General features: G+C 36.2%; 18 protein-coding genes. 11 read left to right on the top strand and 7 right to left on the bottom strand.

Going from position 1 to position 21,915, the window contains the following annotated elements; all coding sequences use genetic code 11:
- Nucleotides 1–5: 5 nt before the first annotated feature.
- Nucleotides 6–3,110 (bottom strand): SusC/RagA family TonB-linked outer membrane protein, encoded by a 3,105-nt coding sequence (locus BUC21_RS05015; protein ID WP_073399851.1) that lies wholly within the window; start codon nucleotides 3,108–3,110, stop codon nucleotides 6–8.
- A gap of 345 nt (nucleotides 3,111–3,455) precedes the next feature.
- On the opposite strand from BUC21_RS05015, the gene BUC21_RS05020 reads away from it, so the two are divergent.
- From BUC21_RS05020 to BUC21_RS05035, 4 genes are all read left to right on the top strand, one after another.
- Entirely contained in the window at nucleotides 3,456–5,213 is a 1,758-nt protein-coding gene (locus BUC21_RS05020; protein WP_245797070.1) for a glycoside hydrolase family 32 protein, read from the top strand.
- A gap of 21 nt (nucleotides 5,214–5,234) precedes the next feature.
- Nucleotides 5,235–6,386, top strand: coding sequence for an MFS transporter (locus tag BUC21_RS05025; RefSeq protein ID WP_073399855.1), 1,152 nt, complete (start codon nucleotides 5,235–5,237; stop codon nucleotides 6,384–6,386).
- 4 nt (nucleotides 6,387–6,390) lie between these two features.
- Nucleotides 6,391–7,278, top strand: coding sequence for a carbohydrate kinase family protein (locus BUC21_RS05030; RefSeq protein WP_073399857.1), 888 nt, complete (start codon nucleotides 6,391–6,393; stop codon nucleotides 7,276–7,278).
- 97 nt (nucleotides 7,279–7,375) lie between these two features.
- Nucleotides 7,376–10,132: a hybrid sensor histidine kinase/response regulator transcription factor gene (locus tag BUC21_RS05035; RefSeq protein ID WP_073399859.1), complete on the top strand. Its 2,757-nt coding sequence runs from the start codon at nucleotides 7,376–7,378 to the stop codon at nucleotides 10,130–10,132.
- A gap of 199 nt (nucleotides 10,133–10,331) precedes the next feature.
- On the opposite strand, the gene plsY is transcribed toward BUC21_RS05035, so the two are convergent.
- From plsY to BUC21_RS05050, 3 genes are read right to left on the bottom strand one after another with little or no spacing between them, the layout of a single operon-like run.
- On the bottom strand, nucleotides 10,332–10,958 hold the full coding sequence (gene plsY / locus BUC21_RS05040) for a glycerol-3-phosphate 1-O-acyltransferase PlsY (protein WP_083547602.1): 627 nt from the start codon (nucleotides 10,956–10,958) through the stop codon (nucleotides 10,332–10,334).
- 14 nt (nucleotides 10,959–10,972) lie between these two features.
- Nucleotides 10,973–11,749: a DUF1295 domain-containing protein gene (locus BUC21_RS05045; protein ID WP_073399861.1), complete on the bottom strand. Its 777-nt coding sequence runs from the start codon at nucleotides 11,747–11,749 to the stop codon at nucleotides 10,973–10,975.
- 27 nt (nucleotides 11,750–11,776) lie between these two features.
- Nucleotides 11,777–13,573: a DAK2 domain-containing protein gene (locus BUC21_RS05050; protein ID WP_073399863.1), complete on the bottom strand. Its 1,797-nt coding sequence runs from the start codon at nucleotides 13,571–13,573 to the stop codon at nucleotides 11,777–11,779.
- 273 nt (nucleotides 13,574–13,846) lie between these two features.
- On the opposite strand from BUC21_RS05050, the gene BUC21_RS05055 reads away from it, so the two are divergent.
- Complete coding sequence (locus tag BUC21_RS05055) at nucleotides 13,847–14,581, top strand: lysophospholipid acyltransferase family protein (protein ID WP_073399865.1); 735 nt, start codon at nucleotides 13,847–13,849, stop codon at nucleotides 14,579–14,581.
- Nucleotides 14,582–14,615: 34 nt separating this feature from the next.
- On the opposite strand, the gene BUC21_RS05060 is transcribed toward BUC21_RS05055, so the two are convergent.
- Nucleotides 14,616–14,813: a ferredoxin gene (locus tag BUC21_RS05060; protein WP_073400067.1), complete on the bottom strand. Its 198-nt coding sequence runs from the start codon at nucleotides 14,811–14,813 to the stop codon at nucleotides 14,616–14,618.
- Between the two features lie 160 nt (nucleotides 14,814–14,973).
- On the opposite strand from BUC21_RS05060, the gene BUC21_RS05065 reads away from it, so the two are divergent.
- The gene (locus tag BUC21_RS05065; RefSeq protein ID WP_073399867.1) at nucleotides 14,974–15,186 is read left to right on the top strand and encodes a hypothetical protein; all 213 of its coding nucleotides are present in this window, start codon (nucleotides 14,974–14,976) and stop codon (nucleotides 15,184–15,186) included.
- Nucleotides 15,187–15,370: 184 nt separating this feature from the next.
- Complete coding sequence (locus BUC21_RS05070) at nucleotides 15,371–16,465, top strand: nucleoside hydrolase (protein ID WP_217653503.1); 1,095 nt, start codon at nucleotides 15,371–15,373, stop codon at nucleotides 16,463–16,465.
- Nucleotides 16,466–16,495: 30 nt separating this feature from the next.
- Here the strand turns inward: BUC21_RS05070 and BUC21_RS05075 are convergent, their stop codons facing one another.
- Entirely contained in the window at nucleotides 16,496–16,693 is a 198-nt protein-coding gene (locus tag BUC21_RS05075) for a ferredoxin (protein ID WP_073399869.1), read from the bottom strand.
- A gap of 210 nt (nucleotides 16,694–16,903) precedes the next feature.
- Here BUC21_RS05075 and BUC21_RS05080 point away from each other — a divergent pair, with 210 nt between their 5' ends.
- Complete coding sequence (locus BUC21_RS05080; RefSeq protein WP_073399871.1) at nucleotides 16,904–17,683, top strand: LuxR C-terminal-related transcriptional regulator; 780 nt, start codon at nucleotides 16,904–16,906, stop codon at nucleotides 17,681–17,683.
- Nucleotides 17,684–17,924: 241 nt separating this feature from the next.
- Here BUC21_RS05080 and BUC21_RS05085 read toward each other — a convergent pair whose 3' ends face one another.
- Nucleotides 17,925–19,271: an alpha-L-fucosidase gene (locus BUC21_RS05085; RefSeq protein WP_073399874.1), complete on the bottom strand. Its 1,347-nt coding sequence runs from the start codon at nucleotides 19,269–19,271 to the stop codon at nucleotides 17,925–17,927.
- 163 nt (nucleotides 19,272–19,434) lie between these two features.
- Here BUC21_RS05085 and BUC21_RS05090 point away from each other — a divergent pair, with 163 nt between their 5' ends.
- From BUC21_RS05090 to BUC21_RS05100, 3 genes are all read left to right on the top strand, one after another.
- Nucleotides 19,435–20,247 carry a J domain-containing protein gene (locus tag BUC21_RS05090; protein ID WP_073399876.1) on the top strand — a complete coding sequence of 271 codons (813 nt, stop codon included), beginning with the start codon at nucleotides 19,435–19,437 and terminating at the stop codon, nucleotides 20,245–20,247.
- Nucleotides 20,248–20,267: 20 nt separating this feature from the next.
- Nucleotides 20,268–21,020, top strand: a complete 753-nt coding sequence (locus BUC21_RS05095) for an early set domain-containing protein (protein ID WP_073399878.1) — start codon at nucleotides 20,268–20,270, stop codon at nucleotides 21,018–21,020.
- A 131-nt stretch (nucleotides 21,021–21,151) separates the two neighbouring features.
- Nucleotides 21,152–21,880 carry an SDR family NAD(P)-dependent oxidoreductase gene (locus BUC21_RS05100; protein ID WP_073399881.1) on the top strand — a complete coding sequence of 243 codons (729 nt, stop codon included), beginning with the start codon at nucleotides 21,152–21,154 and terminating at the stop codon, nucleotides 21,878–21,880.
- The last annotated feature ends 35 nt before the right edge of the window (nucleotides 21,881–21,915 follow it).

Here is a 21,915-nt window from a genome sequence, read left to right on the forward strand (position 1 = left end):
TCTTTTTAAAATGAAACATTAACACCAAAGGTCACTGTCAAAGGAATAGGATAACCCCATCCTGGATTTTCAGGGTCAACGCCTGTAAAATTTTTGCTTTTGATCGTAAATAGATTCTGAGCACTAGCATAGATGCGGAATTTTTCTACTTTTATTTTATGCAATACTTGCTGAGGTATATTGTATCCTAACTGGATATTACGGAGTTTCAGGTATGAACCATTTTCAACAAAATAAGAAGAAAAACGAGATTCATTATTAGTATCGCTATAAGATAATGCCGGAATATTTGAATTAGGATTAGTAACTGGATCCCAAGCTTTAAGAAGGCGAGCGCCTTTATTTGAACGGGTATCTGATACACTCCAGAAATCTGTTGTATATTTTACAGAATTAACTACATCTACATTTTGAATACCTTGAAAATACATTATCAAATCAAAGTTTTTATATGACAAATCTATATTTAAACCGTAAGCAAAATCAGGAAACGGATCACCAATCCATGTACGGTCTTTATCATTTACTACGCCATCATTGTTCAGATCTCTGTATCTAATGCGTCCCAAAGCCTTACCATCTTGTTTAGAGTGTTGATCAAGATCGTCTTGTGTTTTAAAAATACCGTCGGCCACATATCCATAGAATGAACCTAGTGGACGTCCCAGTATGTTATCATAGGTACCGTTACCACCATAAGATTTTTTCACCGATTCAGGCAGGTAAGTCACCTTGTTTGCATTGGTTGATATATTACCAGTTATGTCATACTGCAAACCTGAATTCATTTTTCCGCGATAACCTAATGTTAACTCAAAGCCTTTATTCTCCATAGCAGCACCATTATACCATTTATTTGCTCCTTCTCCCATGATTGCGGCATAGCCCGGTAAATAAAGAATATTTTTTGTTTTCTTAATGTAGTATTCAGCTGAGCCGTAAAGAGCTTGTCCAAAGAATCCATAATCAAGACCAATATTGGTTTGTGTAGTTGTCTCCCATTTTAAATCAGGATTTTGAAGTTGTGTTCTTTTAAAGCCTGAACTTAGCAATCCAGAACCTGTTCCATTCAAGTCATAAGCTGTCCCCCATACTGCATTCCATGTAGGATCTCCTTTTCCGTAATCAGTAACATAAATATCATATATTGCTGTATTTGCCATTTCCTGATTACCTGTTTGTCCCCAACCAAAACGAAGCTTTAAATCAGACAACCAGTCATGCGTTTTTTCCATGAAAGCTTCCTGATTAATTTTCCATCCAAGATTAAAGGCAGGAAACATACCCCAGCGATTATTCTTTCCAAAACGAGATGATCCATCACGACGTAATGTTACAGAAGCAAGATACTTTTCGTTGTATGCATAATTAATTTTACCAAAGTATGATTGCAGTGAATAGGCAGTAGAGCTACCAGTGCCTTCACTGGTTCCTGTTCCAAGATCTGGCCACATATAATCCGGAGTTTCTACAGCAAAGCCTTCACGTGAAGCTGAAAAATTGATATCACTCTGACGAAACATTTCCATACCTAGCATAGTTTCAAAACGATTTTTCCCAATTTCAAAATCGTATGTTGCAGTATTCGACCATGTCCATTTTGTCCAGTGTGCCTGCTCTATCAAGGATTTGGTTTTATCACTTTGGAGATAACCTGTTTGATAACTATATGTGAGCGATCTTTTATAAAAATTGCCATAATCCAAGCCAAAACTAGAACGAATATTCAGTTTTTTAATGGGTTGAATGTTTATATAAGCATTACCAAATGTACGCCAGTAATTATAACGGTTGTCTTTATTATCATTTACTAATCGGGCTGGATTTTGACGATCCGGAAGTCCGGTTATAGGACCTCCCCAGTTTTTCCCATCTTCTGTATGCACTGGTATAAAAGGAACTGCAATCAATGCAGCTTCAATTATCTGATATGGTTGAGTTACTTCGGAAGTTTTGTTTATTGTGAAATTCTCCCCTATTGTAACAATATCGCCCAATAGTTTATAGTCACTATTCATTCGGGCAGAAATACGATTAAAATCAGTGTATTTTACCAGTCCTTCATTATCATAGTAACTCAGTGATAAAAAACTATTTCCTTTTTCTGTACCATTGCTAACAGAAAGATTATACGACTGTGCGATGCCTGTGCGTGTAACTTCATCAAACCAGTTAGTATTTGCCGGTTTCATAGTTTTTGCATCGTCAAGATATTCCGGAAATAAAACGTTGTTTAAAACTTTGTTGCCTGCTGCATCAATACTTTCTTGATAACGGATACCTATATTATTATCATTAGCATCTTTTCCTGAATTTACAGAGGCTTTCCACATAGCTTCAGCATACTCTTTTGAACTAAGAATATCTATTTTATTAGTATAGCTGGACATCGTAACATATGAATCAAAGTTTACCTTGACAAGGCCTTTCTTTCCTTTCTTTGTTGTAACAACAATGACACCGTTTGCCGCACGCGAACCATAAATACTTGAAGACGATGCATCGCGAAGTACCTGGATACTTTCAATATCATTTCCATTTAGTTCGTGCATGCCTGAAGTAGTAGGAACACCATCAATAATATATAGCGGATCATTATTGTTCAGCGTTCCGATACCACGAATACGAATAGTGGCAGCTCCACTTGGTGTTCCGTCAGAAGTGACTGTCATACCGGCAACACGTCCTTGCAGCGCCTTCATCGGATTGTTTTCGGCTGCGGACATCATATCGTTCACTTTCACGACAGAAACAGCTCCGGTGAGGTCAGCTTTACGTTCTGTGCGATAACCTACAGCAACAACTTCATCTAATAATAGGGAAGATTCCTTTAAAGCAACATTAATAATAGTTTGTGCACCTACAATTACTTCCTGTTTATCGTATCCAATGAAAGAAAAGGTGAGTATCTCATTTTTTTGTACTGATAATTGGTAATTACCATCGAGGTCTGTAACTGTCCCTACTGCTTTACCTTTGACACTTACATTTACGCCAATAAGAGGCTCGCCGCCAGCAGCTGATTTTACGTTTCCTTTAATCGTAACATTCTGCGCGTTTAAGATACCACAGAAAGATAGAAGGAAAATCATAATGATAAGATTTCTCATATTTCATTATAGATTAAAAAGATTAACATTTTAAAAATTCAATTCTCAAGAAAAGCTTTCCCGGCTTAAATTTCATGTCGTAAAGGAAATAATTTCTATTTAGGTGAACTATAATTTTTGTTTCAAAGATGATTATTTTTGTTTCATGCATAAAATTTAATAGAACAGTGAATCATATTTAATACATTATGAAACAATTCTTATATCATTCTGTTTTATTATTTTCTTTCTTTGCAATATGCTTTCCCGGGCAACTATTTATTAATTGAATGTAATACCAATAAAAACATGATTTCACTAAGTAAATTATGCCAAACAGTTAAACGATCTTTTAGTTCCTTATTAATGGGACTGTTTACTTTGCTTTTGTCTTGTCAGGCTTCTAATCCACAATTAGTGATTAAACATTTGGGCGATGAACAAAGCATCGTCCAAATTGATGCACACAAAAAATATCTGCTCTTGCCAGTTCAGGAAACCTCAAGAGAAGCTAAGCTATACATGATTGTTGATAATGATGTGGTAAAAACTATCAATGTCCGTCTGGCTATAAATAAAATTGATTATTTTGTTCCGGTTGAAATTTCTGCTTATAAGAACAAGAGCATTACTTTCAACTTCCAATTCATTCCTGATTCTGCTGTATGCTGGAAAGAGATGAAACTAGCTGACTCTTTTGATACCAGGAATATTGAAGCCTTTCGTCCAGTCTACCATTTTACACCAGCTTACGGATGGATGAATGATCCCAATGGAATGGTTTATAAAGATGGAGAATATCATTTATTCTATCAACATAATCCATACGGCTCCATGTGGGGAAATATGAATTGGGGACACGCTGTAAGCAAAGATCTAGTGAATTGGGAGCACCTTCCTGTAGCTATTGCTCCCGATGCATTGGGAAGCATTTTTAGTGGTAGTTGCGTTGTTGATAAAGATAATACAGCAGGATTTGGCGCAGGAGCTCTTGTGGCTTTTTATACTTCGGCCGGTGATCGTCAGGTGCAAAGTATGGCGTATAGTCTTGATAATGGCCGTACATTTATTAAATATGCACGAAACCCGATTCTAACTTCTACTATACGTGATTTTCGTGATCCGAAAGTATTTTGGCATGAGCCTTCAAGAAAGTGGGTTATGATTCTTGCAGCCGGACAAGAGATGAGAATTTATTCTTCTTCCGACCTCAAGGAGTGGGCTATGGAGAGCCGATTTGGTGATGGACAAGGTGCACACGGTGGTGTATGGGAATGTCCTGATCTTATTGAATTACCCATTGAAGGAACCGAACTGAAAAAATGGGTACTTATCTGTAATATAAATCCTGGTGGACCATTTGGTGGTTCGGCAACACAATATTTTGTTGGTAATTTCGATGGAAAGAAATTCATAAACGAATCTCCGAATGTGAATAAGTGGATGGACTGGGGAAAAGATCATTATGCAACCGTAACCTGGAGTAATGCATTAGAAGGACGCCACATAGCGTTGGCATGGATGAGTAATTGGCAATATGCCAATGATGTACCTACGAAACAGTATCGTAGTGCAAACTCTGTTCCACGCGACTTAAGTCTTTATACTTACAAAGGTGGAACTTATTTGAAGAGTACCCCTTCTCCCGAATTACTGAAGTTACGTGGCGAACAGATAAAAAAGCGTTCATTTAAAGTAGATCGGACGTACAATGTGGATAAGTTAATGACAGATAATTCCGGAGCATATGAGATAGAAATGACTATAAAGAATAAGAATGCAGAAATCATAGGCTTTCAACTCTTTAATTCTAAGGGTGAAGAAGTAGATGTAACCTATAATTTGGTGGAAAAGAGTTTTTCTATAGATAGAACAAAAAGTGGGATAACGTCTTTTAGTAAAGAATTCCCAGCAGTAACAACTGCTCCCTTGAGAAATGATAAAGAGATGACACTTCGATTATTTGTTGATAAGTCCAGCATTGAAGCTTTTGGTGATGGAGGACGTTTTGTTATGACAAATCTTATTTTTCCATCTGAGCCTTACAATCGTATTAGTTTTTATGCGAAAGGCGGTTCTTATAATGTTACTTCGTTTACTACATATAAACTCGGTTTAAAATAATCCTAATTCATAAGTTAATTTATGAAAAATACAAAAAAAATATATGCTAAGCTTATCCCAGTGATGTTCTGTTTCTTCGCAATGGGATTTGTAGACCTTGTAGGTATTGCCACTAATTATGTAAAAGCAGATTTAAGTCTCACTGACACGGAGGCAAATATATTTCCTTCAATGGTATTTTTCTGGTTCTTGATATTCTCAGTCCCAACAGGTATGCTGATGAACCGTATAGGAAGAAAAAGGACTGTATTGCTGAGCCTCGTTGTTACAATACTGGCATTAATTGTACCTATTATTAGCCATTCATATGCAGGTATGCTGATTTCGTTTTCATTATTAGGGATCGGCAATACATTGATGCAGGTATCTCTCAATCCGCTTATTTCCAACATTGTAAGTGGAGAAAGATTAGCTAGTTCTTTAACATTAGGGCAGTTTGTAAAAGCCATAGCCTCATTTGTGGCACCAATTCTTGCAGCTTGGGGTGCAATACAATTTTCTTATTGGCAAATTCTGTTCCCCATCTTTACCATTATTGCAATTATTGCTATTGTTGTTCTTAGCTCTACATCTATTGAAGAAAAAAAGATTGAAGGTAAAAGTTCCAGTTTTGGCGAATGCTTCGCTTTATTGGGCGATAAACTTATTCTATTGTCATTCCTTGGTATTATGTGCCATGTGGGTATTGATGTAGGAACAAATGTAACTGCTCCAAAAATTCTGATTGAACGTTTGGGTATGGAATTGGCTGATGCAGGATATGCTACCAGTGTATATTTCCTTTTCCGTACCATAGGATGTCTATCAGGAGCTTTTATTTTGGCTAAAGTTTCCGGAAAGATGTTTTTCGCAATAAGTGTTATCATGTTGGCTCTTGGTATGGGTGGCCTCTATTTTGTAGATACAAAAATAACTATTTACGCCTGCGTAGCATTGATTGGTTTCGGGAATTCCAATGTCTTTTCCATTATCTTCTCCCAGGCATTGCTGCACAAGCCAAGCAAACAGAACGAAGTATCCGGACTGATGATTATGGGATTGTTTGGTGGTACAATATTTCCACTTGTGATGGGGATAGTATCCGATATAATGTTAGCCCAGATTGGTGCAGTTTTAGTTATGACCATTGGAGTTGCTTATCTTTTATTATTAACAAGAAACATAAAATTTTAGTATTATGAATAATATAATTGTTGGATTGGGTGAAGCACTTTGGGATATGCTGCCTGAAGGGAAAAAAATAGGCGGAGCACCTGCTAATTTTGCTTATCACGTATCACAATTTGGTCTTGAGAGCTGTGTAGTAAGTGCTATTGGCAACGATGCATTGGGGAATGAAATACTAGATGTTTTTCATGAAAAGAATCTGAAATATCAATTGGAAAAGGTAAACTTCCCAACAGGTACAGTTCAGGTGGAACTGGATGCTGAGGGTGTACCTTGTTATGAAATAAAAGAAGGAGTAGCATGGGATAACATTCCATTCACCGAAGCGCTGCAAACTCTGGCCCTCTCTACACGTTCCGTTTGTTTTGGCTCACTTGCACAACGTAGCAAAGTATCAAGAGAAACAATAAACCGGTTTCTTGACACGATGCCAGATGGAGAAGGACAATGCAAAATTTTTGATATAAACCTTCGTCAGAACTTTTATGACAAAGAGATTATTGAGAACTCTTTAAATAAATGTAATATACTCAAGATAAACGATGAAGAACTAGTTATCATCTCTCGTATGTTTGGCTATCCCGGCATTGACCTTCAGGACACTTGCTGGAAGTTAATCAACAAATATGAGCTAAAAATGCTGATTCTTACCTGTGGTACGAATGGCAGTTATGTCTTTGCTTCGGGAGAGGTTTCTTTCCTTGAAACACCAAATGTTAACGTAGCCGACACTGTTGGGGCCGGTGACTCATTTACTGCAGCATTCTGTGCTTCAATAATTAAAGGCAAATCCGTCCGGGAAGCCCATAAATTAGCTGTAGATGTTTCTGCTTATATTTGTACACAAAGTGGGGCCATGCCTGTTTTGCCGGAAACTCTTAAAAAGCGATTAAGATAGTCGAATTATTATAATACCTTAGCTTCTAATGGAGCATCTATTGCAGATGCTCCTCCTTTTTTTATCTTTGTACCTTAATTACATTTTGGAGAACACAATGAAATACATAACCTTGATTATTTTGTTTATCCTTACTTTCTTGTCATCTTCATGCAAAAAAGATTCTTCCAGATACATTATTGGAGTGTCACAATGCAGTGATGACGAATGGAGGCACAAGATGAACGACGAAATACTTCGTGAAGCTCAGTTTTACAGTGGAGTTAAGGTTGAGATACGCACAGCCAAGGATAACAATCAAAAGCAGGCTAAAGATATTTATTACTTTATTAATAAAAAAGTAGATCTTCTGATTGTTGCCCCTAATGAAGCAGCTCCTATGACACCTATTGTTGAAGAAGCATATAATAAAGGAATTCCAGTCATTGTAGTTGATCGCAAGATACTTTCAGATAAATACACTGCTTTCGTGGGTGCAGATAATTATGAGATTGGTAAAACCGTAGGTCAATACATCGCAGCACGACTTAAAGGAAAAGGAACAATTGCAGAGCTAACCGGTCTGAGTGGTTCAACACCTGCCATTGATCGCCATCAGGGTTTTATGAGTGCTATCAGTAAATACCCCTCTATAACTTTGTTATGTAAAGAAGATGCCGGGTGGCTTCAATTTCAGGCTAAACAGAAAATGAATTCAATCCTTACTCGTTTTCCAAAAATTGATATAGTTTTTGCTCATAATGATCGTATGGCTGCAGGAGCTTATCTATCTGCAAAGAAGCAGAAAAGAGAAAAAGGTACAGCCTTTATAGGTATTGATGCTCTTCCTGGCAAAAATTTAGGTGTGGACCTTGTGCTTAGAAATGTTTTGGATGCAACTTTCATTTATCCCACAGGAGGCGACCGTGTAATGCAGATAGCTATGAAAATTCTTGAAAAGAAGAGCTATCCGCGGGAAACAATACTCAGCACAGCCGTTGTAGACAGGACCAATGCCCGGGTAATGAAGTTGCAAACTGACCATATTGCCGAAAACGAGAAGAAGATTGGACTTCTAAATACTCGCATAGATAATTATCTGACTAGTTATGCTACTCAAAAGATTATTTTATACGGAAGTTTCATAGTTCTGTTGCTTTTTGCAGGAATGTTTCTGATTTTATGGAAATCTCTGCATACTAAAAACAGATTAAACAAAGAACTATCAAAAAGGAATGATGAAATTACTAACCAAAAAGAACAGCTGGAATTGCAGCGAGATCAATTAATAGAGCTTTCTAAGCAGCTGGAAGAAGCCACAAATGCCAAACTGGTATTCTTTACTAACATATCACATGATTTCCGTACACCTCTTACCTTAGTAGCCGATCCTATTGATCAACTTCTTGGTGATAAAAGCCTCACTAATAACCAACAACAATCATTGCAACTGGTGAAAAAGAATGTAAATATTCTGCTCCGTCTAGTGAACCAAATATTGGATTTCCGCAAATTTGAGAACGGGAAGCTGGAGTTAGTATTAAATAAGATCAATCTCGCAGTTTCATTTGAAGAATGGAATTCGGCATTCCGCGCAGTTGTTAGAAAGAAACATATAAAATTTATCTATGATGTTCTTCCAAATACGGATTTTCATGCTGTTGTTGACGTAGAGAAGCTGGAACGGATTTACTTTAATCTGCTATCCAATGCATTCAAATTCACTCCGGAAAATGGAGTGATACATGTGAATCTCCTTACGATAGAGCTAGAAGAGAAAAAATATATACGTTTCACTATTGCCAACAGCGGCACTGCTATTTCTCCTGAACATATTCGGAACATCTTTGAACGATTCTACAAAACAGATTTGCACCACGAAGGTTCCGGCATCGGACTAGCACTTGTTAAAGCCTTTGTAGATATGCACAAGGGTAATATTCAGGTGGAAAGTGATAAACAAAGAGGCACTATCTTTACCGTAGACTTACCTTTTGAACAGGCATTGTTTTGTGAAGCAACTTCGGTTACAACTATTTCTTCCGAAACTCAACAAGAATTATTTGAATTACCGGACGAATTCTCTATTGATGAAATTCATTCTGAAAATTGTGAGACAGTACTTGTTATTGATGATAATCCTGATATCCGTTCTTATATACGCCAACTACTTCAGCAAGAATATGAAGTGATAGAAGCTAAAGACGGAACTGAAGGTATCCGTAAGGCTATGAAATATATACCAGACGTAATTATAAGCGATATAATGATGCCTGGCATGGATGGTATAGAATGCTGCCGACGTCTGAAAGGTGAATTACAAACCTGCCACATTCCTATAATTCTTCTTACAGCCTGCTCTCTTGATGAACAGCGTATCGAAGGATTTGAGAATGGAGCAGATTCATATATTTCCAAGCCTTTCAATTCATTGGTACTTACAACACGCGTCCGAAATCTTATTGACGGACACAAACGAATGAAAAAATTCTTTGGTGATAATAATATACTCGAAAAAGAACCTATCTGCGACATTGATAAAGTTTTTATCGAAAAGTTCAAAAAACTTATAGAAGAAGGGATTAGCAACTCTGAACTCAATGTAGAAGATCTGGGCAAAGACATGGGACTCAGTAGAGTGCAACTTTATCGAAAAATAAAAGCTCTGACAAATTATGCTCCCAATGAGCTACTTCGTATAACTCGCTTAAAGAAAGCATCTGCGCTGATGTCCTCTTCAGATATGACTATAGCAGAGATATGTTACGAAGTAGGATTTACTTCTCCATCGTACTTTAGCAAATGCTATAAAGAATATTTTGGTGAAAGTCCTACTGAGTATTTAAAAAAAATTGGAATTTCTCAGCCAAACTGAAATCCCGTCCGGTAATAGAGAAAGATGAGATTCGTGCAGTTTCTGTTGAGTTTGAAAATGTGAACTTTCGCGCCTCAGCATAGTTCAAGAAAAGCAGGATTTAGTAGCAGATAAAAATGTATAAAACATTTATCTCCCACCAGAATAACAATCTGATTATATGAATATTAGACCTATTTTAGTAGCAGGTGGGAGATGATTATGCATTTTTTTGTTTTTTCTGTTGAGAAGCAGTTGCATTTTCGTTACCCCGTATCAATCTGCTGATATTGGGAATGTGCATAATTACAATAAGCAGGGCAACTGTAAGTAAATAGTAAAAACAATAGGATATGGGAAAGAATAGTCCGGTAAGGGGTAATGATATGCCCAAACAGATTGAACCAACAGATACGTATTTAGTGAACTTCTTTACAACGAAAAAAATGATTACCGAAGCCAGTACCTGTATAGGTGCAAGCAATATTGAAGCCCCCAAAGTGGTATTCACACCTTTTCCTCCTTTCAGCTTCAGAAAAATTGAGAAATCATGCCCCAATATTGCTGCCAGTGCTATAAGACAGATAAAATAATCTTCAAGAAATATTATATTATTTTTTTGAAGCACAATTGCAATACCTACAGGCAAAAGACCTTTCAACATATCACAAACCTGTGTTAATACAGAGATCTTTTTACCTGCCACACGCTCCACATTGGTGGACCCAATACTCATACTTCCCAATTCGAGCACATTCTTACCGGTTGCATATTTTGTAAACAGATAACCAAATGGCACCGAGCCCAGCAAATAAGCCGCTAATATAAATAAGGCACTGATCAGCATATCATTATTTAATCTTATTTTTTAGGAAACCAGGGTATAAAAGCGCTTGTTTTACGAATGTATTCTGCATACTCGGGTTTTCTGTCTTTAATTGTTTTTTCAAGCAATGCCACACCCGACACTTTAATAATAAGTAAGGTCATAAGAAGCGACCCGATCACCGGTAGATAACTGCCAGCCGACAAGCAGAGCAATCCATATCCCCACCATACGGCGGAATCTCCAAAATAATTGGGATGACGGGTATATCGCCATAAACCGGTATTAAGAACTTTACCCTTATTATTAATATTACTTCTAAACTTTGCCAGCTGGTAGTCACCTCCCGCCTCGAAAAACAATCCCGTAAGCCATACAAATATGCCGACATAATCAAGGAATGTAAGTCCATGTGGACTGGCATACATGTTTACTCCCAGCAATGTAACAGAAATAATCCACATAAGTACTCCCTGAAGCAAAAAAGTCTGGAAGAAACTAATCCAGCGATAATTCTTATCGCCATACTTTCTCCTGAACTCCTGATAACGAAAATCTTCTCCCCTACCAATATTCCTCCAGGCAAGATATCCTGAAAGTCTCACTCCCCAGATAAGAACCATAACAAAAAGAACTGTCTGAACAGGATAAAAGGTTTTAGTAGCAAAATAATAATATGTATTTGTCATCACAAACCCCAGCCCCCAGAATAGATCTACAATGCTTACATTGTTAATCAATATGCTGACTATCCACAAAACTGACATCAGACTGATGATTAAAATCAGAGCGTTTAAATAGATTTGAATCATAATATTACAGATTAAAGTTTAAATAAACTATTCCAGTAATAAAGACACAGCTATAGACCCAATACCGGCATTCATGCCTATAACCGGTGATATATCTACTACAGAAACCGGCTGTTTACCTGTGAGAGCATACATTTTGTTTATGTAAATATCGGCACCTTTTCTATTATGGGCATGCAAAACAATATAATTCCATACTTGTTGTCGCTCAGTAAGTGTGCGGATATGGTTTATCACTTTATTGATATTTGCTTTCTGCCCAAAGCTTTTCCCAAACAACATTGCTTTACCTTCACTATCCATGGAAACAACCGGATTTATACCTAGCAAAGTGGCTAGGAAACCTTTATTCTTTGACACTCTTCCCCCCTTAATCATATACTTAAGATCCTTAACACTGACAAATATTTTTAGATTCTTAATCCACTCCTCTGCAGATTTAACTATATCTTGTATTGGCATCTCTTCTTCTATGGCTTTTGCTATTTTGAGTACCAGCAATCCCAGAGCGCCCGAGAGGTTTTTCGAATCGATAACATACACTGGTTTATTAAACTCGCTCTTTATTCGCTCTGCGGCTTTCAGGCTATTAAGATAAGTTCCGCTAAACTGTTGCGTAAGATGCAAGGCAATAATGGCATCGTAGTGTGAGGCTAGTTGAGAGTATAGATTAGTGAATGTACGTTCGTTTATTTGCGAAGTTTTGGGAAGTTCATCACTACTGTCAAGTAAATCATAGAGCTGATCGGGCTGCATAGTCACCTTATCAAGATAATAATTACCATCCAAATTAATATTAAGCGGAAGCATATTTATCTGGTAATAATCAATAAGTTCCTGCGACAAATCACATGCAGAATCGGTAACCAGTGCAATATTCCACTTTCTATGCTTTACATATTCATTTTGGCGAACCATATCATCTACTTTTTGATAGGATATTGTTCCATAATTTTTAAGGGTGTTAAATAGCGCAGCCGGATGATTGGTATGAACATGTATTCGGCAAAGAGAATCGGATCCGGCTACAACAACAGAATCACCATTTTCAATAAGCAGCTTCTGTATATCGGATTTATTTAAAGATAAATCTCTTAAAAGGGCTTCTGTGCAATAACGAAAATTAATATCTTCATTAGATGTATCATCGGAATGTATAAGAGATATATTTTCATTTGATAGTGATACAATTTTACGGATATTATTACTTTTGATGAAATCAATAATACCCTCCATAAAAAAAACAAAACCTTTTGCTCCGGCATCAACCAATTTGCTCTTTTCTAAAACCTTGAGTTTAGATGTTGTATCGACAAGCGATTGATGAAGGACCTCTAACGAACTTACTAGAATTCTCTTAAAATCTTTAATGACAGACTGTTTACTAAATATATAGTCGGACCACTCTTTGATTACTGTAAGCATGGTTCCTTCCACCGGATTTGAAATGGCTTCGTACATATAGGGAATAGATTTCTTAACACTTGCCGCAAATTCAGAAACAGTGACACAGTGTTTAGACTCGGTTTCCTTGCTTATTCCAAACAAAAACTGAGCAAATATTACCCCAGAGTTACCACGTGCGCCAACTAATGCGGCTTCAGCAATATTATCTATCGTATTTTTATAAGATTTTTCGGGATTAATACTATCCATAACAGAACGAATGGTGGATGCCAGATTTGTTCCAGTATCATTATCTTTAACCGGAAATACATTTATCTTGTTTATTTCAGCCTGATTTTGCAGAATTTTATTACCTCCGGCAATAAAGGCATAATATAAAGACCGTCCATCTATTTCAAGAATATTAGAGTTTTTCATTTTTCAATTATAAAATATAGGTTACTCAATGACTGTTGCTTCTTTATATATTATCCTCAATTTTTTGTGGTATTATAAACATAACAAATATAATATAGAATATTTACATACAGCAATATTTAAGAAGAAAATAAAATTAAATAATTATTTAATATACAGTATTAAATAATGCAATTGGAAAGAAGGAAAACTATTAAAATAAAAGCTAAAGATTTAGGCAATATATAAACAAGAATCAATTAAAATCCTATTTTTGCAGAAAATTTCCAAAAGATGAAAAAACTATTATCATACCCGCTATCATTACTTGCGTATTTTTACTTTTTGTTAGTAATCTGTGTATTTCACCCTATTCAATGGGTTTGTCTGAACTGGTTTGGATATAATGCACATAAGAAAAGTGTGGATTATTTAGGCTTTTTTCTACTAAAAACAATGGTTTTTACATTTTCATCCTCAAAAGTTGAAAACTTAGATCTCATTCCCGAAGGTAAACCTTTGATTTTTGTGTCAAATCACCAGAGTCTTTTTGATATTATGGGCTTTGTATGGTTTTTCAGAAAGTTTCACCCTAAATTTGTTAGTAAAATTGAGCTTGGAAAACATATTCCAAGTATTTCCTACAATTTAAATCACGGTGGTTCGGTACTGATAGACAGGAAGAACCCGAAACAAGCATTGCCTGCAATAAAGAAACTGGGCGAATATATTGAAACCAACTCTCGTTCGGCAGTAATCTTCCCCGAAGGTACTCGTTCTAAAACAGGAAAGCCAAAAAGATTTTCTCCTAATGGCTTAAAGATTTTATGTAAATATGCACCAAGTGCCTATGTGGTACCTGTAACAATTAACGACTCCTGGAAAATGTTCCAATATGGTTCCTTCCCACTGGGATTAGGCAACCGCTTAACGTTCACAGTTCATCCTCCTATTAAAGTCAGCGAATGCGATTTCGATTCTTTACTTGAGAAAAGTGAACAAGCTGTTGTTTCCGGAATCAGACTATAATACCCGAATATCTTTTTAATGCAAATAAAAACATCTATTCGTACTTTATAACTTCTGTAGGACAGCCATCCACAGCATCAAGTATTTCGGCTTCATATTGATTGAAGTCAACACCTGCTTTAATTACCATTTTATCGGGCACCTCAAACACTTGCGGGCATGCAGTTTCGCATGCGCCGCATGAAATACATTCGTTTTCACTCTCATCGAGCCATACTCTTTTTATTGCCATATTATTTAAGTATTTAGGTTTATCAAACATCAACTTTACTCTCTTCAGCATATAAAAAAACAATTAAAAACAGAAGATGTTCATGCTAAACAAAGCACCCATTTCAGGTGTTTTATTTATAGAGAGTTCACTAATTTACTAACTGTTAAAAACTTAAATTATGAAAGGAGTTATTTGGGGTTTAGCTGTTGGTTGTGCAATAGGCTATATTGTCAGGAAACTGCAGGAAGAGGGCAAGTTTGAGTGCGTTGGCGAATATGCCGACAAGTACTATACTATGTCAAAGAATGAACTAAAGAATGTAGTAGATGCTGCTAAAGGCAAAGCAGAAGAGTTGAAAGAACGGATTGGAAAGAGTGTTAAAGGAGAATAAAAACAGATCTTTCATTAAGCCACCTTCAAATAACAAGGCAGTCTGAAATCTCAGATTGCCTTTTTTGTTAGTTCAAATAAAAATACCAGATAAATATATGTGTTATGGAAAACAAAAACATTACTTTAGCAATCTCAAAATAAACTTTGTTTAGGAATAAGGTAAACAATATCAATAATATTTTATGAAAAACAAAAAAACAGATATTACATTTCTGCTGAAAGTTCTTAAAACCTCTATATTTCTTATCGCATTCTTTTTTATTAATAATATATTATCAGCCCAAGTTTCCTCTCCAGAACTTTTTGGAAAAAAGCCTATAATCATTCCCCGGGCACGAGTTATTATAGACAATGACTTCGGAGGAGACCCTGACGGATTATTCCAGCTAGCTCACCAGTTATTAAGTCCTTCAATAGAAGTTAGAGCTATTATTGGTTCACACCTAACCCCAAATACAGATTTTGGCGGTTACTTTCCTTTTAGTGCGGATTCAGCAGTTGCCAGAGCTAAAGAGGTGGTAAAGATACTTGGATTAGAAAACAAAGTTCCCGTTATAGCCGGTGCCGATTATGCTTTAACTGAATCATTTCAGCCTCAACAAAGCAAAGGAGCAGAGTTTATTATTAAAGAAGCAATGCGTAAAGATACTAAACTTCCACTCTATATAGTTTGTGGCGCTGGATTAACCAATATAGCAAGTGCCTATTTGATGGAACCCAAAATTGCGGATAAAATTACTCTTGTATGGATTGGAGGGAAAGAATATGATTCTTCTTTCCACTCACAACTATCACCAATCCTAACTAAACGAGGTGGTGCCGTTGAATATAATATTTCAATCTCTGTTCCGGCCGCCCAGGTAATTTTTAACAACTCATCAATGCCTGTATGGCAAGTTCCAAGAGATACTTATCGACAGTGCCTGTATAGCTTTGCTGAGATAAAGGCAGATATAGAGCCACAAGGCAAAATAGGATGTTATCTGGCTGATAAATTATTTAATTTTTTAAACGACCTCGTTGCAAAGAACTGGAAAATGGGAGAAACATACATTTTAGGGGATAGCCCTCTTGTACTTCTCACAGCCCTACAGTCTGGTTTTGAAGCTGACGCGTGTTCCTCACACTACGTAAACATTTCAAGGCCTGAAATAAAAAAGAACGGAGATTACGAAAATAAATCAGGAAAGTCTTTTATCAGAGTATATGATCGCATTGACAGCAGATTAATATATGCTGATATGATTGCCAAATTGAAATTATTCAATCAACAATAAAAAGAGGACAAAGAGAAAAAATAATGCACATTAATCATATTTTATACCTCCTGAAGGACAGTCTTGAGCTGCTTCCTTTATTTTATCCTCATATAAATCATAGTTAACACATTTTTTTACCAACATTTTTTCAGGTGCCTCAAAGACCTCAGGGCATATAGCTTCACATCCCCCGCAACAGAGACATTCGTCCTCACTCTCGTCAAGCCATACACTCTTAATTGCCATATTTTCAACTTTTTAGGTTATTATTAATTTATAAGATTATCACAAAGGGTATAACAAATACTAATAGAAAGAAGTTTAATAAAATCTGTTAGTTATTTGTTAATAACCCTTCTCATTTTTAAAATAAAATTATCTATAACATCATAAAGCTTTTAACAAAGGATAAAATGGATTATATTTGCATGCAATAATCATTTATAACCATTTTCTATGCCAAGTTCTATAGAATCTCTCAAAAAGCGTCATAAAGATCTTTTCGAAAATCATCGTTGCAATGTATCAGACAATGCTTACGAAGATGCCGAAAAAATAAAAAAAGCAATAGATCAGCTATCTAAGATAGAAAATAGGAAAATGTCTATTTTTGATTTGAACAAAATGCAGTTCATATTCAGGGATAATCAGAAGTCTGATAAATTTGATCATCCGGTTTTTGTAGGGATAGATGAAGATAGTTTTGAGGCTTTCTATGATAATATTCATCCGGATGATTTGTATTTTGCACTAGAAACTGGCCTTATGAGTTATGATTATGCATATAGCGTACCTCCTTCGGAACGTACCGGTTGTATTATGAAGTACGAATTCAGAGTAAAAAGCAAAACCGGAAAATACGTATGGGTTAATTTTAGAATTGTAATTTACGAACTCGACAGCAATGGTGATCTTTGGCTTCTACTATTTTTATCAGATATTATTCCAAATCAGGATCAAAACAGAAAGCCAAAAAGGATTCTGATAAATGTAAACACAGGAAAAACTTTCAACTATTTTGATGACACTGATATAGTTGAAAAACCTGTTCTATCGAAACGTGAAATAGATGTTATAAAACTTCTTTCGGAAGGTTATTGCAGTAAAGAAATAGCAGATCGCCTTTTTATAAGTATAAACACTGTAAACAAACATCGACATAGCATTTTGGAAAAAACAAATTCAGAAAATACTGCACAGGCTGTGCTTTATGCTACAAGACTAGGATTAATTTAATACAAAACCAATTTTTGTACCGTCACTCAACCTTAAGATTGACTAACAATACAAAAATTGTTTGTTTTGCACATAACCAGTTAAATTTAAGAGATTTAAAAATCTTCTGCAATCCTTTTTATTATTATTCACTAACATTATATAGGATTTTGTGCAAAAGTAGTATGTTATATTGTTATCGGCAATAACCATTTATAACCATTTTCACACAATATCCTATAATTCGGGTGAAAAAATAATATTAATTACTTGTAATAACCTGTCCTGCTTCACGATAAAGATCAATCTTACCTTCAAGCAGAAGTGCAACTACTGTTATTTGAGAATCCTGAACACTTTCAGGAACATCGAAATATAAAATACCTGGAACGCTGCTCCAATAAGCTTTGCCTACTACCTTTGTTTCCAAAAGTGCCCCGTTACCTACTACCCAGGCACGATTTACTTTATTCTTTAATCCTTTTACAGAAATAGGTCCATTGGGTTTATATGGAAGAAAGACGTAAAGAATATCCTGGTTTTTATTCAATGTGGTATATCCCATAACATGACCTTCGGGAATTCCTGCCCGTGTTCCATAAATGGCGTCGGCATGTTTCTTTGTCCATCGGCCAAATTCCTTTAAAATATCCACTTGTTCTTGTGGAATGGTTCCATCCTCTTTGGGACCAATGTCAAGAAGCAGGTTTCCTCCATTGGAAATGCAATCTACAAATGTACGAAGCAACATATTAGCTGTTTTATAGTTCGTATCTGTTGGTGCATATCCCCAACTGTCATTCATCGTCATACATAACTCCCACCATTGAGAATCGGGACGACGGATGGGCACTCCCTGCTCGGGTGTGGCATAGTCACCATAACCTTGAATACGTGAATTTAGGATAACTTTAGGGTTAAAGGTTCGAAGCATGGTTGATAATTCCTTGGCCTTCCAGGTTTCCGGGCTGAAATCCCAATCACCGTCAAACCAATATAAATCGGGTTTGAATTGCTTGTTCAATTCAGCTAGTTGTCTATTATCAAAATCTAGAAAACGTTGCCAGCGAGCTGAATCTTCTTTTATCTGATAACGCGTAGAATTACGTGTTGCATAGGGATAATCAGTATTCGACCAGTCAAGCAATGAATAATATATTCCCAGTTTCAGGCCTTCTTTTCGAACAGCCTTTGTAAAGGGTGTCAACAAATCTCGTGATGCGGGAGTTTTCTTTATTGTATTCAGATCACTGGCCTGAGTATCCCATAAAGCTACTCCATCATGATGTTTGGAGGTAATTACAGTATATTTTGCTCCTGACTCCTTAATCAGTTTAGCCCATTCTGCCGGATTATAGCTTTTAGCAGTAAATCCATCCAACTGAGACATATACTCATCGTAAGAAAGATAGTTATTATAAAAGGACCAGCTCTCTGTAACTCCCCTTACCGAATAGATTCCCCAATGAATGAAGATACCTAATTTGGCATCCTGAAACCATTGCATTCTCTTTTCTTTTTCTTCCTTCGACTCCTTGAAGGGCTGAGCTTTGGTTGTGCCTAAAGTTAAAAAGGCCAACAATGTTAATGTGATTGATTTTAAGTTCATCGTTATATTTGTTAGTGTGGAACAAAGATACAAAAAAACGGATAGTATAAAGATAGTAATAACAGGTAACGGATGTTTTTGAATAAAGAATGAAAAATGTCAAAAATATTATTTATATTTGAGGTGTTCATATTTTAATTATTGCAATTAAAAAGTAGTTAATATGCTTGATTTAACACCTGAACAACAAGTTTTGCGGGAACAATTCTGTTCGTTACGGAAAGAGTTTACTGAACTCTTTGCCAGAAAGAATGAAATGCAGACTTACGAAGAAAGCAGTCTTACCTCACTATACCTGAGTACTGTGGGAGAAAAACAGCACGAGGTTTTCTGTTTGCGTACTAAAATTGCAGCAATAAAACTACGCATAGAGCTGATTCAGGCCTACATAAACCGAAACGAGATACCGGAACTGAAAACTGTTGATGAGGAAATTCATATACGTTTTGCCGATCACAAGAAAAAGATTGAAGAGAATGTACGGCAACTGGCAGCAGCAAAAGAGTATCTGAAAAACTCTTTAATCTCGGCGGATGAAATGAAGGAAATGAAAGAGACTTATCGTATTATAATAAAGAAACTACATCCGGACATTAATCTCGGTCTTTCAGAATATGAAACCGAACTTTTTATCAAAGCTCAGGCTGCTTATCATCTTGGAAGTTTCATGGCTTTAAGGGAAATACTCCTATCACTGGATTTAGCCAAAGATTCTGCAGATTCTATTTCTCAATCCGAGGAATTTACAGGGATTGTTTTGCAATTAGAAAAGAAGGTTAAGAATTTACGCAAGCAAATTGAGGAACTGGAACGCAGTTTTCCATTCATTTACAGAAAAGAATTAAATGATGAGGAATGGCTAACTTCCATACAGAAAAAACTAGATGAAGATATTGCGAATCTTACAAAAGAGAAGGAAAAACAGGTATTGTACCTTAAGGTCATAGAAGAATGGAAACCAGGATTAACAAATTAGAATTTTAACAACAGAATATTATGAAAACAAAACAATTTTATTGCATGCTGCTTTGCCTGGCAGGTAGTTTGCTTTTTTCACAACATGTAAATGCGCAAGTGGGTTCTGTTCATCTTAATGTTGAATTGCCGGGTAACGGCATTCAAAAAGACTCCGCCGTGTTTATTGCCGGAAGCTTTAACGGATGGAATCCTTCTGATAGCAGTTATTGCATGAAGCGAATAGACAGTAAACACTACACTCTGGAAATTCCTTGTTTCATGAATAAAAAGTACTCTTACAAGTATACGCTAGGCAGCTGGAAGGGTGTTGAAAAAGCTATAGATAATAAAGAAATAGATAACCGGACATTCGTTTCAAAAAAGAAACTTAAAATTAAAGATGTTGTTGCTTTGTGGAATCAACCTGCTCCTGCTGCGCCAATGGATACAACTCTTTTACTGAACAAGAAACAAATGGCAATCATTAAATCATTAAATGACTCAGTTGGTAAAACTTTACCAGCTATTTTACCTCGTCTTTTGGAAATTATGCAAAAAGGAAATCTCAATATGCTATCCGATCAGCCGGATGATGCTCTAAACAAACAGTGCAACAAAGAACTTGGGGAAATGGTGACACAAATCCTTGATTCATTAGGCGGTATCATGAAACAAATGACGGACGCTCTTACTCCTGAACAAAAACAAAAAATAAGAGAAATGATGAAAAATCAGGATTCTCCTACACTTATCATGAATCTTATTGAAAAACTAAAGCCGAATTCTAAATAAAACTTACAACCTGGATTATCGAATACTCACTTGAGGTTACCTATAGGATTATAATTGCAGAATGTTTGAATATACGAAAGAACAAACAAACTAAATAAGTTATATTTGCGGGATTTAAAGCGAAAAAATAGATGAAACGAATCATAATTATAGGAGCAACTTCCGGAATTGGATATGAGGTAGCAAAAGGATATCTCAAACAGGGTTGGAAAGTAGGTGTTGCAGGCAGGCGAGAAAGCGCGCTGGAAAAATTCAAGGCTACCAACCCCGAAAATATTGAAACTCAGGTACTGGATGTTACAAAAGAGGATGCTCCTGAGAAGTTATTGTTACTGATAAATAAATTGGGCGGAATGGATCTGTTTCTGCTTAGTTCGGGAATTGGATTTCAAAACAAAACATTAAAAGCTGATATTGAAATAAATACGGCCCGAACTAATGTAGGAGGTTTTATTCGTCTGGTAACAACTGCTTTTCACTATTTCAAGGAAAAAGGAGGCGGACATCTGGCAGTAATCAGTTCTATTGCAGGGACAAAAGGACTGGGCGTTGCTCCAGCTTATTCGGCTACAAAGCGTTTTCAGAATACATATATCGATTCATTGGCGCAGCTATCTCGCATGGAGAAGTTAAAAATTCACTTTACTGATATCCGACCGGGATTTGTGCAGACGGATTTATTGAAAGATGGGAATTATCCGTTGCTAATGAAGCCGGAAAGGGTAGCAGAACAGATTATCAATGCTCTAAGCCGTAAAAAACGCGTTATTATTATTGATAAGAGATATGCATTTATAGTATTTTTCTGGAAACTAATTCCTGATTGGCTTTGGGAACGACTTCCAGTACGAAGCAAATAGTAGTATTCATTTTACTTTGGGATTCATTTGTATCC

Source organism: Bacteroides luti (assembly GCF_900128905.1).
GTDB classification, from domain to species: domain Bacteria; phylum Bacteroidota; class Bacteroidia; order Bacteroidales; family Bacteroidaceae; genus Bacteroides; species Bacteroides luti.

Coding starts and splice junctions, on each gene's coding strand:
- BUC21_RS05025 (WP_073399855.1), top strand. CDS start 5,235: ATGAAAAATACAAAAAAAATATATGCTAAGCTTATCCCAGTGATGTTC.
- BUC21_RS05085 (WP_073399874.1), bottom strand. CDS start 19,271: ATGAACTTAAAATCAATCACATTAACATTGTTGGCCTTTTTAACTTTA.
- BUC21_RS05080 (WP_073399871.1), top strand. CDS start 16,904: ATGCCAAGTTCTATAGAATCTCTCAAAAAGCGTCATAAAGATCTTTTC.
- BUC21_RS05055 (WP_073399865.1), top strand. CDS start 13,847: ATGAAAAAACTATTATCATACCCGCTATCATTACTTGCGTATTTTTAC.
- BUC21_RS05035 (WP_073399859.1), top strand. CDS start 7,376: ATGAAATACATAACCTTGATTATTTTGTTTATCCTTACTTTCTTGTCA.
- BUC21_RS05075 (WP_073399869.1), bottom strand. CDS start 16,693: ATGGCAATTAAGAGTGTATGGCTTGACGAGAGTGAGGACGAATGTCTC.
- BUC21_RS05090 (WP_073399876.1), top strand. CDS start 19,435: ATGCTTGATTTAACACCTGAACAACAAGTTTTGCGGGAACAATTCTGT.
- BUC21_RS05060 (WP_073400067.1), bottom strand. CDS start 14,813: ATGGCAATAAAAAGAGTATGGCTCGATGAGAGTGAAAACGAATGTATT.
- BUC21_RS05065 (WP_073399867.1), top strand. CDS start 14,974: ATGAAAGGAGTTATTTGGGGTTTAGCTGTTGGTTGTGCAATAGGCTAT.
- BUC21_RS05030 (WP_073399857.1), top strand. CDS start 6,391: ATGAATAATATAATTGTTGGATTGGGTGAAGCACTTTGGGATATGCTG.
- BUC21_RS05095 (WP_073399878.1), top strand. CDS start 20,268: ATGAAAACAAAACAATTTTATTGCATGCTGCTTTGCCTGGCAGGTAGT.
- BUC21_RS05100 (WP_073399881.1), top strand. CDS start 21,152: ATGAAACGAATCATAATTATAGGAGCAACTTCCGGAATTGGATATGAG.
- BUC21_RS05045 (WP_073399861.1), bottom strand. CDS start 11,749: ATGATTCAAATCTATTTAAACGCTCTGATTTTAATCATCAGTCTGATG.
- BUC21_RS05015 (WP_073399851.1), bottom strand. CDS start 3,110: ATGAGAAATCTTATCATTATGATTTTCCTTCTATCTTTCTGTGGTATC.
- plsY (WP_083547602.1), bottom strand. CDS start 10,958: ATGCTGATCAGTGCCTTATTTATATTAGCGGCTTATTTGCTGGGCTCG.
- BUC21_RS05020 (WP_245797070.1), top strand. CDS start 3,456: ATGGGACTGTTTACTTTGCTTTTGTCTTGTCAGGCTTCTAATCCACAA.
- BUC21_RS05070 (WP_217653503.1), top strand. CDS start 15,371: ATGAAAAACAAAAAAACAGATATTACATTTCTGCTGAAAGTTCTTAAA.
- BUC21_RS05050 (WP_073399863.1), bottom strand. CDS start 13,573: ATGAAAAACTCTAATATTCTTGAAATAGATGGACGGTCTTTATATTAT.